The organism is Microcoleus sp. FACHB-68, assembly GCF_014695715.1.
Lineage (GTDB): Bacteria > Cyanobacteriota > Cyanobacteriia > Cyanobacteriales > Oscillatoriaceae > FACHB-68.
In genome coordinates this window covers 96,911-109,501 of sequence record NZ_JACJOT010000017.1, presented here as the reverse complement: position 1 = coordinate 109,501, position 12,591 = coordinate 96,911, and the positions used below count along the sequence as shown (strand labels likewise).

At 46.8% G+C, this 12,591-nt stretch carries 9 protein-coding genes; 3 read left to right on the top strand and 6 right to left on the bottom strand.

The window, feature by feature from the left end; translation table 11 throughout:
* Both pstC and H6F73_RS22805 read right to left on the bottom strand, forming a co-directional pair.
* Complete coding sequence (gene pstC / locus H6F73_RS22810) at positions 1-942, bottom strand: phosphate ABC transporter permease subunit PstC (RefSeq protein ID WP_190761064.1); 942 nt, start codon at positions 940-942, stop codon at positions 1-3.
* A gap of 160 nt (positions 943-1,102) precedes the next feature.
* On the bottom strand, positions 1,103-2,134 hold the full coding sequence (locus tag H6F73_RS22805) for a PstS family phosphate ABC transporter substrate-binding protein (protein ID WP_190761063.1): 1,032 nt from the start codon (positions 2,132-2,134) through the stop codon (positions 1,103-1,105).
* Between the two features lie 560 nt (positions 2,135-2,694).
* Here H6F73_RS22805 and hemE point away from each other — a divergent pair.
* Both hemE and H6F73_RS22795 read left to right on the top strand, forming a co-directional pair.
* Positions 2,695-3,759, top strand: a complete 1,065-nt coding sequence (gene hemE / locus H6F73_RS22800) for a uroporphyrinogen decarboxylase (RefSeq protein WP_190761062.1) — start codon at positions 2,695-2,697, stop codon at positions 3,757-3,759.
* 161 nt (positions 3,760-3,920) lie between these two features.
* Positions 3,921-4,946 carry an NAD(P)-dependent oxidoreductase gene (locus H6F73_RS22795; protein ID WP_190761061.1) on the top strand — a complete coding sequence of 342 codons (1,026 nt, stop codon included), beginning with the start codon at positions 3,921-3,923 and terminating at the stop codon, positions 4,944-4,946.
* A gap of 192 nt (positions 4,947-5,138) precedes the next feature.
* Here H6F73_RS22795 and gap read toward each other — a convergent pair whose 3' ends face one another.
* From gap to pckA, 3 genes are all read right to left on the bottom strand, one after another.
* Positions 5,139-6,173 (bottom strand): type I glyceraldehyde-3-phosphate dehydrogenase, encoded by a 1,035-nt coding sequence (gene gap, locus H6F73_RS22790; protein WP_190761060.1) that lies wholly within the window; start codon positions 6,171-6,173, stop codon positions 5,139-5,141.
* 41 nt (positions 6,174-6,214) lie between these two features.
* Positions 6,215-6,397, bottom strand: a complete 183-nt coding sequence (locus tag H6F73_RS22785) for a hypothetical protein (RefSeq protein ID WP_190761059.1) — start codon at positions 6,395-6,397, stop codon at positions 6,215-6,217.
* A gap of 125 nt (positions 6,398-6,522) precedes the next feature.
* Positions 6,523-8,190, bottom strand: coding sequence for a phosphoenolpyruvate carboxykinase (ATP) (pckA, locus tag H6F73_RS22780; RefSeq protein WP_190761058.1), 1,668 nt, complete (start codon positions 8,188-8,190; stop codon positions 6,523-6,525).
* Positions 8,191-9,013: 823 nt separating this feature from the next.
* On the opposite strand from pckA, the gene H6F73_RS22775 reads away from it, so the two are divergent.
* Positions 9,014-11,776: a bifunctional acetate--CoA ligase family protein/GNAT family N-acetyltransferase gene (locus H6F73_RS22775; RefSeq protein WP_190761057.1), complete on the top strand. Its 2,763-nt coding sequence runs from the start codon at positions 9,014-9,016 to the stop codon at positions 11,774-11,776.
* A gap of 654 nt (positions 11,777-12,430) precedes the next feature.
* Here H6F73_RS22775 and H6F73_RS27115 read toward each other — a convergent pair.
* Positions 12,431-12,562: a hypothetical protein gene (locus H6F73_RS27115; protein ID WP_277882642.1), complete on the bottom strand. Its 132-nt coding sequence runs from the start codon at positions 12,560-12,562 to the stop codon at positions 12,431-12,433.
* Positions 12,563-12,591 lie beyond the last annotated feature (29 nt).

Genomic DNA, 12,591 nt, shown 5'->3' with positions numbered 1-12,591 from the left:
TTAGTCGTATTTTTCTTTGTAGCGATTAGAAATCCAATGACTGACAACATTTAAAAATAGAGTCAGCAAAAACAGAACAGCTCCAACAGCATATAAGGTGTTGTAATTAGCACTGCCACGAGGGCTATCTCCCCCGGAAATTTGAGCCATATAAGCAGTCATTGTTTCTACTGATTGAAAGGGATTAAGGCTTATTCGTGGCTCTTGTCCGGCGGCAATTAAGACAGTCATCGTTTCACCCACAGCTCTAGAAATGCCCAGAATAATCGAAGCAGCAATTCCAGAAAGGGCAGCAGGAAGGACAACTTTGATGATAGTTTCCAATTTAGTTACGCCGATGGCGTAAGCTCCTTCCCGCAAAGAGCGAGGCACCGATTGTATGGCATCTAAGCTGATAGAGCCAACTGTAGGGCTAATCATAATTCCCATCATCAGCCCAGCGCTCAATGCGTTAAAAATTTCTAAGGGAAGAAACAGCCGCAGAACCGGCGTCACGAATAAAAGCGCAAAGTAGCCGTAGACAACAGTAGGAACTCCCGCCAGCAGTTCAACTGCTGGGCGTAAAATAGCTGCCGCCTTGGGTGAAGCATATTCAGCTAAATAGATAGCGGAACATAAACCCAGAGGAATGGCAACAAGCATGGCAATCGCTGTAGTCAGGAACGTTCCATTGATTAAAGGCCAAATTCCAAAATGCTTCTGTGCAAATAAAGGTGTCCACTTGGTATCTAAAAAGAATTGAGCCAATGAAACTTCTTTAAAAAAATCAAAGGTCACTCTAAAGATAATAAAAACAATTCCAAACGTAGTGAATACCGAAATTAAGGCGCAACCGAATAAAAGCGCTTCAATGATTTTTTCCTGAATATCATCAGAAGCATGTTTTTCCAGGGAACCTATCGATTCCCGATTGAACTGATCACTAAAATTCGTATTTTGCATAGTAAGTAGAAGACGCGATTGATGTCTGTGTGCGTGATTGAGAGCGCAATCAAGTTTAAAAAGGTATTTGAAAATGAACACTCTACTCAACGCTTACCTAGTTCATGCTTGTTTTGAAACAAGCGGGGCAACAGTGGAATTTTTTTCTTGACTGTTCCTCTTAAAGAAGATTTGCGATGGGTTCACCAGGTTTTGCATCTTTGAATTTAGAACCTGTTTCACCAGAGGCAAGTTTTTCTTTGAGCTTGGGATAAGCCTCATCGGGAAGCGATACATAACCAACTTGCTCGATCCATTTCCAAGAATTCTCAATATAAAACTCAACAAACGCTCTAACTTGTGGTTTGGTATCTAGAGACACCTTGCTGACATAGATAAAGAGGGGACGAGATAAAGGTAGATAAGTATTTCTCACAACATTATCTAGAGGAACTGGCTTTTCACAGTTTCCTTTTGGACTTTCCACTCCAACCAAGTTCAGCTTGTCTTGGTTTTCCATGTAGTAAGATATACCAACGTATCCTAAAGCGTTCCCATCTCCCCCAATTCCTTGCACAAGGACGTTTTGATTGTGACTGGGAGTGTAGTCTGTGCGGCTATTTTTGGCTTTGCCGGTGACAGCTTGTGTGAAATAGTCAAATGTTCCAGTATCAGAAGCGGGGGCATAAAGCTTTAGCTTCTGGTCGGGAAAATTTGGATTAACTTGATTCCAATTCGTTACTTTGCTATCTGATTTGGAGTTCCAAATTTTGTTAAGTTCTTCAATAGTCAAGCATTTTGCAAAATTATTCTGACGATTAACGATAACCGCAATTCCGTCTAAAGCAATAGGCAGCTCTACAAAATCGATTCCCTTTTTTTTGCATCTTTCGATTTCTTCATCTTTAATAGAACGTGAAGCTCCAACAATATCAATTTCTCCAGCACAAAACTTGCTCACGCCCCCGCCAGTACCACTTGAAGCCACACTAACCTGAGCGTCAGGTTTAAATTTTTGAAATTCTTCAGCGACTGATTGATGGATCGGAAAACCTACTGCTCCACCATCAATACTCACTTGATTTAGCTTCTGTTCAGCTCTACTGCAAGCAGTGAGTCCATAGCTAAAAATGAGCGGGAATACTAGCAAAGCCCGAGAATTTAATAAGGCTTTGGAAAGGGAGCTAATAGAAAAAGGGATGCGGTCAAACATAGACAATACCCTGAACTTTCAAAGTTTGTTGTTTGGTATATTTTTATGAAGTTTTTTCAGCATCTATTAAAACCCTAAACATCGAGAGCCAGAGTTTTAACTGTTTGCAAACTCTTGAAATAGCGATAGTTGACTAACTATTTACCAAGAATTTAGGAAGCTTGAGCTTTTATACTCCGGTTTATCCATCAATTTACCGGAGTTTATATAATATACACCTAAAATAAGTGGGGTAATCCCCCTGAAGGTATATTTTTGTTGAGTTAATTAAAGTCTGTTAAAAATCTGAGTTTTAAGTCGATCTACTTAGTGCAGTTCTCAATTAGAGGAGGTACGGCAGCAAGGGTTAGTCAACCAAAATGCAGTAACCATTGACCAACCGGCAAAGCAAATTACCGGCACCGAGCTATTTTTGCAATTAGCTGAAAGTCTCATCGGCGGCAGGGTGCCGGCATAACTGCGCCCTGTGCCCAATTGTGAACAAATGTAAACTCAAAAGAGGAATTCTTGAATGGTAAGCTGAACAGTGGCATTCAAGAAAAAATTAAGGTGAAGTTTAGATGACTGGGTCAACCCAGATTCCCTATCTGCTAAGGGCCGCTCGTGGAGAAGTGTTAGACCGTCCGCCCGTGTGGATGATGCGGCAAGCCGGTCGCTATATGAAAGTCTATCGCGATTTGCGGGAGAAGTACCCCTCTTTTCGGGAACGTTCCGAAAATCCCGAACTAGCGATTGAAATTTCAATGCAACCGTTCCGGGCATTTCAGCCAGATGGTGTGATTCTGTTTTCCGATATCCTCACACCCCTGCCGGGAATGGGCATTCCCTTCGACATCATCGAAAGCAAAGGGCCGATCATTGATCCGCCCATCCGCAGCTTAGAGCAAATCGAGAAAGTCCACCCCCTCGACCCGGCAGAATCTCTCCCTTTTATCCGGGAAATTTTGCAGACATTGCGGCAAGAAGTCGGTGACAAAGCAACCGTACTCGGCTTTGTGGGTGCGCCGTGGACATTGGCAGCTTATGCGATCGAGGGTAAGTCATCAAAAGACTACACGATCATTAAAAGCATGGCTTTTTCTGAGCCGGCAATGCTGCATCAATTGCTTGGAAAAATCGCCGATTCTATTGCCGCCTACGTCCGCTACCAGATTGACTGCGGGGCGCAAGTTGTGCAAATGTTCGACTCTTGGGCCGGCCAACTTAGCCCCCAAGATTACGAAACCTTTGCCATGCCTTACCAGCAACGAGTGGTGCAACAGGTTAAAGCCACTCACCCCGATACGCCAATGATCCTTTACATTAATGGCAGTGCCGGCTTACTAGAGAGGATGGCACAATCGGGTGTGGATATTGTCAGCGTAGACTGGACAGTTGATATGGCAGAAGCGCGGCAGCGTCTCGGTTCCAATATTGGAGTGCAAGGAAATATCGATCCCTGCGTTCTCTTTGGTTCCCAAGACTTTATCCGCGAACGCATTCTCGACACCATTCGCAAAGCCGGCAATCGTGGCCATATTTTAAATCTTGGTCACGGCATCTTACCAGGCACTCCCGAAGAAAACGCCGCCTTCTTCTTTGAAACAGCTAAACAGGCGGACAAATTACTGGCTGTCCATGCCTGATATCAGGCATTGATGTAGAAGAAAGTGAAGAGAGGGAACTAGGAACTAGGGGTTAGTTAAAGGTGAAGAGTTAAACTCCTCCATCATTGGCTAGCCACTCCCACTTTTCACTTTTCGCTTAATAAAACCTTTTTAGTGATTGCTTTTTATTAATTGATTCTATGGCTCCCAAGCGGATTTTAGTCACTGGCGCGAGTGGCTGTATTGGTCACTACATTAGTGAAGCACTGATTCAGCAGACAAATCACGAGCTTTATCTGCTCGTCAGAAACCCAGAAAAACTTCAAATTAATTACGAAACCCGTGCCGGTGTCACCGTGATCAAAGCGGATATGCTGGACATTGACCACTACGCCAACCTGCTCAAAACCATAGATTGTGCCATTCTAGCCGCCACCGCTTGGGGCGGTTCTCAGGCAGTATTTGATGTCAATGTTGGCAAAACGCTTCGGTTAATGAACTTGCTCGATCCCGATGTTTGCGAGCAAATTATCTACTTTTCCACCGCCAGTGTTTTAGATCGTAATAACGAATTACTCAAAGAAGCCAACGAACTGGGAACCGACTACATCCGTTCCAAGTATGAATGCCTACGCCAGTTGTCTCGCTTGCCCATCAATAAGCGCATTACAGCGCTATTTCCCACCTTAGTTTTAGGAGGAGATAGCAACAAACCCTACTCTCACCTTTCCGCCGGCTTGCCAGATGTGGTGAAATGGATTAATTTGATTCGCTTTTTCAAAGCAGATGCCAGTTTCCACTTCATTCATGGTCAAGACATCGCTCAGGTTGTCCTGCACCTGATCCACCATCCCCCTAAACCCGATGAACCGCGATATTTAGTCTTGGGAAATGAGCGAGTCACTGTTAATCAAGCGATTGAAGATGCTTGTGCCTATCTCAATACAAAAATTCCATTCCGCGTCACCCTTTCTCCTTGGCTTGCGGATCTGTTAATTGCCATATTTCGCATTCAGATGGCTGCCTGGGATCGCTTCTGCGTAAACTACCGGCATTTCACTTATCTAAATCCAGTGAGTCCAGATACCTTTGGCTTACCCACTTATTGCCGCACCTTCACCGATGTTCTCAAAATCAGTCGAGTTGGTGAGCCACCCCGAATCGTTAATGAAGAAACGTTTAATACAGAACAAAGTGCTGAGGAGCGCGAAAGTAAACGAGCCTGAACGGCTGCTCAACATTAAAGTTGCATAACCGTCCAAGAAAAGTATTTGCCGGGATAAGGATAGAGAACTTTTGTCGCTTGGAGAAAGTTGCATTCAACCATCCTCAAATCCCCTGATCCCGGCTACTATCAAAACTGAGAGTTGCTAAGCATTTAAGTTGCCAATAATCAAGCAAATTAAATGTATTTTAGCTTACCCCTCTTTCGCTGCCATTGCCAGAATTAAGTCAATCATGCGGTTAGAATAACCCCACTCATTGTCGTACCAAGCAACGACCTTGAAGAAATTGGAGTTTAACTCAATCCCAGCGCCGGCATCGAAAATACTGGAACGCGGATCAGTAGTAAAGTCAGAGGAAACAACATCATCTTCGGTGTAACCCAAGATTCCCTTCAGTTCCCCTTCCGAAGCTTTCTTCATCGCCTCACAGATTTCTTTGTAACTGGTAGCTTTTTCAGTTTTAAAGGTGAGATCGACCACCGAGACATCGGGAGTCGGAACGCGAAGTGCCATGCCGGTTAACTTACCTTTGAGTTCAGGTAACACCAGCGTCACAGCTTTCGCGGCACCTGTTGAAGCCGGGATGATATTCTGAACTGCGCCGCGTCCGCCTCGGAAATCTTTCTTACTTGGCCCATCCACCGTTGGCTGGGTGGCCGTCATGGCGTGAACGGTAGTCATCAAACCTTCAACCAAACCAAAGTTATCATTAATGACCTTGGCAATCGGTGCGAGACAGTTGGTGGTGCAGCTGGCATTGGAAACGACCGTATGCTTGCTGGGGTCATATTTGTCGTGGTTGACACCAACTAACAAAGTGGGGACTTGTTCTGCGGTTTCCTTTTCTTTGGCTTTAACCGGCGCAGAAATCACCACCCGTTTTGCACCGGCTTTCAAATGCTTTGATGCCCCTTCATAATCGGTAAATAAGCCGGTGGACTCAACCACATAATCTGCACCATATTTACCCCAAGGCAACTCCTCTGGATTTCTCACCGACACACACGGGATAAACTTGCCGTTAACCACAATGCCATCTTCTTTCGCTTCAACCGTTCCCTTATAAGGGCCGTGGGTCGAGTCGTACTTTAGCAAATAAGCCAGACAGTCTGGTGGGACAAGGTCATTAATACAGCAAAACTCAATTTCTGGATGGTCGAGACCGGCACGAAAAACCAGCCGGCCAATTCGACCAAATCCATTGATGCCTACTTTTACGGTTGCCATGAAAAAAGCTCCTTTTGGTATTTTCTTAGAAAGTCTATCTATCAACGACTGCCGCTAACCCCGTTCCAAAGTATGAATGATGTGTACTTTTTCCCATTGCTAGTGCCGGCAAACTCTTGGCGACTATCGTTGAAACTCAGCATTCCCCCAATGTGGCGACGCACAACCGGCTTTTCTTGGCACGGCTTGGGGCTTACTGCTCGATCTGATACTTGAGGAATCATACCGTCCCTGATTTGGCTAAAACAAAGCCCTGGTGCTGGGAAAGCCAGCCAGGGCAAAGCTTGTATGAAGTTTGGCGGGTGGAGAAAACTTTAGAAAAGCTTTAGAAGGAGAAATCTAAAATTTTTCACACTTCCATCAGCGCACACGCCTCGGCGGAGGCAGCCGACTCGACAATATCCAGGCAAGCTTTCTTATATTGTTTAAAGTTTTCCACAAACAACTCTGCTAAGGCAGTTGCTTGCCGGTCATAAGTTGCCCCATCACTCCAGGTATTTCTGGGATCTAAAATCTCGCTGGGAACCCCTGGAACCGTTGCCGGCACCCATATCTTAAAGATTGGGTGGGGGTGGAACTGGACGCGATCCAGATGTCCGTTCAGCGCTGCGGACACCATTGCGCGTGTGTATTTAATCGGGATACGCTTGCCCACGCCGTAAGGCCCACCTGACCAGCCGGTGTTGATTAAATATACCGCTGCACCGTGTTTATCCAGTCTTTCGCCAAGCATTTGAGCGTAAACTGCCGCCGACAGTGGTAAAAATGGTTTGCCAAAACACGCTGAGAACGTTGCTTGAGGTTCTGTGACTCCGCGTTCAGTACCGGCTAGTTTGCTGGTATAACCGGACATGAAATGGTACATCGCCTGTTCTTTCGTCAGCTTGGCAATCGGCGGCAACACCCCAAACGCATCTGCTGTCAAGAAAATCACGGTTTTGGGATGACCGCCCATGCCGGGGATCAGACAGTTGGGAATATACTCGACCGGATAAGCAACTCTGGTATTTTCCGTTAAGCTGCCGTCATCATAGTCCGGTGTGCGCGTGTGGGGATCGATGACGACGTTTTCCATGATCGCCCCAAATCGAATCGCATCCCAAATCTGAGGCTCATTTTCTTGGGAAAGTTTAATGGTTTTGGCATAGCAGCCGCCTTCAAAGTTGAAAACGCCGTCATTTGACCAGCCATGCTCATCGTCTCCAATCAGATGCAGGTTGGGATCGGCTGAGAGGGTGGTTTTGCCGGTGCCTGAAAGGCCGAAGAATAACGCTGTGTGACCCTCTGAATCCATATTGGCAGAACAGTGCATGGGCAGCACGTCGCGCTTTGTCATGAAGTAGTTCATCAAGGAGAATACCGACTTTTTGATCTCACCGGCATACTTGGAACCCCCGATCAGGACTAGCTTTTTGGCAAAGTGAATGACGATGAAGGCTTCTGAGTTAATGCCATCCTCTTCGGGATCTCCATGCAAGCCGGGAACTGCAATCACGGTGAAGTCAGCGTGATGCTGTTCGAGTTCTTCAGGAGTCGGTCTGAGGAACATCTGGTGAGCGAATAAATTTTGCGAGGCTAGCTCGTTAATAATTCTGACACCGACGCGGTATTTCGGATCTGCACCCACGTAGCCATCGAAAACATAGAGATCGCGTCCTTGGACGTAGGACAGCACACGCCGGTATAGCCGGCCAAAATTATCTTCGGAGATGGGAACGTTGAGCTTGTTCCAGTGAATTTCATCCCGGCTGCTTGGCTCAACGACGATAAATTTATCGTTGGGGGAACGACCTGTATATTTGCCGGTGTTGACGCAAAACGCCCCATTGCCGGCTAAAACGCCTTCCCCACGCGCCAATGCGTGTTCTACCAACTTCGACACCGGCAGGTTTCGATACACATGGCCGAGGTTTTTTATTCCTAAAGCTTCTAAACCCCACATCCCGCTATCTTTTTCAGCGTTAGAATTCAAACCGGCCTGATATCCGTTGTTGCCGGCATTACTATGATTGTTCATATTTAGATACTCCAGTTTGTAGATTTGATTGCCTCGCTCAGTAAGATCACTGAAAAACACAGCGATCAAAACCAAGATCGAGACGGTCATTTAAGCGATATATAAAGCAATTTTGAACGTTGCAAATTGCTCTAAATGCAGTCTGCACCTTCAGCACTAAGCTTGCTCCGGACTGGGTGAATGATGACACAAATTAGTCGCCAATCTAAGCATCTTTACTTCTAGGCTTGCTCAAGATCAGGATGGGGATCAAACCTTTCTATAAGCAAATGGCTTATAAAAACAACTACTTTTTCCTTTCAGTTAAAAAAAGCAGATTCGAGATTGGCGTAATTGTGTAAACTTTATTCCCTCTGTTTTGGGGCTTTGCCTATTAAGTTCTTATTAATATTGTATTGAATGTCACAAAGAAAAGTGGGTAATATTAAGTTTTATGAAGTCAATTTTTTCTTTCAAAAAAGTCTTTACATTTATCTCAAAGGTTTTATATAAACTTCACAGTTATATCGCTCAAATTGATCGGTTGCAGAGAACGGGTGACAGGTTAGGGGAACTCAACTTGGCGCACCCTATTGAACGCTCAAAACAATCACCACCCTTGGGTAGATGCGAGGGGGAGGCGGATGGATGAGAAAGTGGGGGCAATCTCTAGGGGTTAGCAAAGCTTTTAGAACAGGTGGGCAATATAGATATAGATAAAGATGTCTTGAAAAAAACAGCCTCAAGCCGAAACTAAAAGGTAGGCTGGTTGCAGGTACGGAATGAACACCCTTCGCATGAAGAACCGACCCGTAAGCTTGAGGTAGTAAAACAGGAGTGAGCGATGCAAACGCCTATCAAGCCAACCACCGATTTTGCCCATGACGTTCTCCGCTACGAACGTCAACCCCTTGATGCCATCTTCGCACCGCAAACCGTTGCGGTAATCGGTGCAACTGAAAAACCGGGAAGTGTTGGGCGCACTATCCTGTGGAACTTGATCGGCAACCCGTTTGGGGGGACTGTTTTCCCCGTCAATCCCAAACGTCATAGTGTCCTGGGAATTAAAGCTTATCCAACGATTGCAGAAGTGCCGGAAGCCGTCGATCTGGCGGTTGTCGTTACACCAGCATCCACTGTACCGGGCGTGATTAAAGAGTGTGTGGATGCCGGCGTTAAAGGCGCAATTATTGTTTCTGCCGGCTTCCGAGAAATTGGCCCTAAAGGCATCGAACTCGAACAGCAAATCCTCAAAGAAGCACGGCGGGGACGGATGCGGATTATTGGCCCAAATTGTCTGGGCGTCATGAGTCCGCTAACCGGCTTAAACGCCACCTTCGCCAGTGTGATGGCGCGTCCCGGCAATGTTGGGTTTATCTCTCAAAGTGGCGCACTCTGCACCGCGATCCTCGACTGGAGTTTCCGCGAGAATGTGGGGTTCAGTGCTTTTATGTCCATTGGTTCCATGCTGGATGTCGGTTGGGGGGATTTAATTTATTACCTCGGCGACGATCTGCGGACGCAAAGCATTGTTATATATATGGAGTCTATCGGGGATGCGCGAGCATTTCTCTCGGCAGCGCGGGAAGTGGCGCTGACTAAACCGATTATTGTGATTAAATCTGGGCGCACAGATGCGGCGGCAAAGGCAGCAGCGTCTCATACAGGTGCGCTTGCCGGCAGTGATGAGGTACTTGATGCCGCCTTCCGGCGCAGTGGCGTTTTGCGAGTCAACACCATTGACGATCTTTTCAATATGGCAGAAGTGCTGGCAAAGCAACCGCGTCCCAAAGGCAAGCGTTTAACCATTCTCACCAATGCCGGTGGGCCGGGAGTCCTGGCAACCGATGCTTTAATTGGGGAAGGTGGGGAACTGGCACAATTATCCCCAGAAACCATAACTGCGCTGAATGAGTTTCTGCCGACGCATTGGAGTCACGGCAACCCGATTGATATTTTGGGGGATGCGGAACCAGAACGATACGCCAAAGCGATTGCAATTGCAGCACAAGATCCTAACAGCGACGGCTTGCTAACCATTCTCACACCGCAAGCCATGAGCGATCCGACTCAGACGGCTGAACAGCTCAAGCTGGTTACACCGGAACTCAACGGGAAGCCAATTTTAGCAAGTTGGATGGGAGGTGCTGACGTGGCTGCCGGCGAAGCAATTCTCAACCGCGCCAATATTTTTACATTGCCTTATCCCGATTCAGCGGCTCATATCTTTAACTATATGTGGCGCTACACCTACAATTTGCGGGGTTTGTACGAGACGCCGGAGATGTCAAGAGATTGTGGGGAAAAGGGTTGCGATCTTCAGACGGCGGATAATATCATCCACAGCGCACGCAAAGCCGGCAGAACGATTCTCACCGAGTATGAATCGAAGCAACTACTCGCTACCTACGGAATTCCCACAGTAGACACGCGCATTGCCAAGAGTGAAGACGAAGCCGTGCAACTGGCGGAAGAAATTGGCTATCCAGTGGTTCTGAAGCTCTATTCGGAAACAATAACCCATAAAACGGATGTCGGCGGCGTGCGGCTGCTGTTGCAAGACGAGGAAACCGTTAGAGGCGCATATCGGGGAATTCAATCTTCGGTAACTGAGAAAGTGGGTGCTGAGCATTTCCACGGCGTTACGGTTCAGCCGATGCTCAAACTCGAAGGCTACGAAATCATTATCGGCAGCAGTCTTGATCCCCAATTTGGGCCGGTTTTGTTATTTGGCACCGGCGGACAATTGGTGGAAGTGTTTAAAGATCGTGCACTAGCGCTACCGCCACTTAACACCACCCTGGCGCGGCGGATGATGGAACAAACGAAAATTTACACAGCTTTAAAAGGAGTGCGGGGACGCCAGCCGGTTGATTTGGCGGCGCTGGAACAGTTAATGGTGCGATTCAGCCAGCTTGTGGTTGAACAGCCTTGGATTAAGGAAATTGATATTAATCCGCTGCTGGCAACTCCCCACGATCCACACACGAAGGGATCAGGATTGATCGCCTTGGATGCGCGGGTTGTGCTGCACGATCCAGAGTTAACGGAAGACCAACTTCCGATGCCGGCAATTCGCCCCTATCCGACGCAATATGTGGCACCCTGGACAATGAAAGATGGGATGCCGGTGATCATTCGTCCGATTCGTCCGGAAGATGAGCCACTGGTGGTTAAATTCCATGAAACCCTCAGTGATCGCAGTGTTTATTTCCGGTATTTCCACCTTTTGAAGTTGAGCCGGCGCGTCTCCCACGAACGACTGACACGCATTTGCTTTATCGACTACGACCGGGAAATGGCACTGGTTGCTGAGTATACTAACCCGCAGACGGGCGAAAGCGAGATTCTTGGTTTTGGACGCTTAAGCAAATTGCACGGCGCGAATGAGGCTGAGTTTGGTTTACTGGTTAGTGACAAGTACCAACATCGGGGTTTAGGTACTGAATTACTGAGCCGGTTGCTACAGGTGGGACGTGATGAGAAACTTAGCCGCATCTGTGCTGATATCTTGCCAGAAAATCTGGAAATGCAGCGCGTCAGTGAAAAACTTGGTTTCCGCCTCAATCGTGCCGCAGATGTGGTGCAGGCGGAGATCGATCTCTAAGTTACTTCTAAGATATCCGGGGAAGAGCACACAAATAAGGGATGAGGGCAATCAATACTTTTCTCCCCTCTCCCACTTTTCCCTCAAAGCTTCCCGAAAAAGTTTAGGGCCTAGTCAACAATGACTAGACCCTTGGGATTGCGAAAGTTTGATTGTTCAACGAGCTAGTTTTCCGAAAAGAACAGTCTACTTACTAGGGTTTACACTTCGCAGCTTCAACTTCAACAGTTCCGCACAGTCACATCTTTCCAGACATTAGGTTTGGCTTATTCCCTTTATCAAAAGGGTTCCGCCACTTCTTTTGCTATGCTCGCTGGGCTTCTGCTGCATCAAGGCTTTCGACAGGAGATACCGCGTCGTTCGCCACACACTTGTTTTTGATTTGTTTCATCTACCTGTTTGGTATCTATCCTTAAGTTATCACCGCATTTCCTAACTGCCAAGGGCTATTTACTTAAGTTTAGGAGTGTTTACAAAAGGCAACTTTTAGTCAACCTAACTTAAATCTTTACCGGCAGAATTTCCGCTCAATTCCCCACAGGGCAAGGAAATTTAAACCGGCCTCTAGCCTACCAAGGCGATCTCAACGTGGTTGACAATCAGTTAACGGGCAAGTACAGGTTGAACCCAAATTTATCGCCTCAACCCGCCCAACTAGGAAACTATCATCGAACATCCCATGCCCCATGCCCCTACCTTTAGGTTGGCGAAGCCTTGACCCATGCCCAATTCCCAATGCCCCATCCCCCATGCCCAATTCCCCAACTCAAAACTAGCTGTGTTCAACAGTGAATGTAACAATAGATAAAACGTTG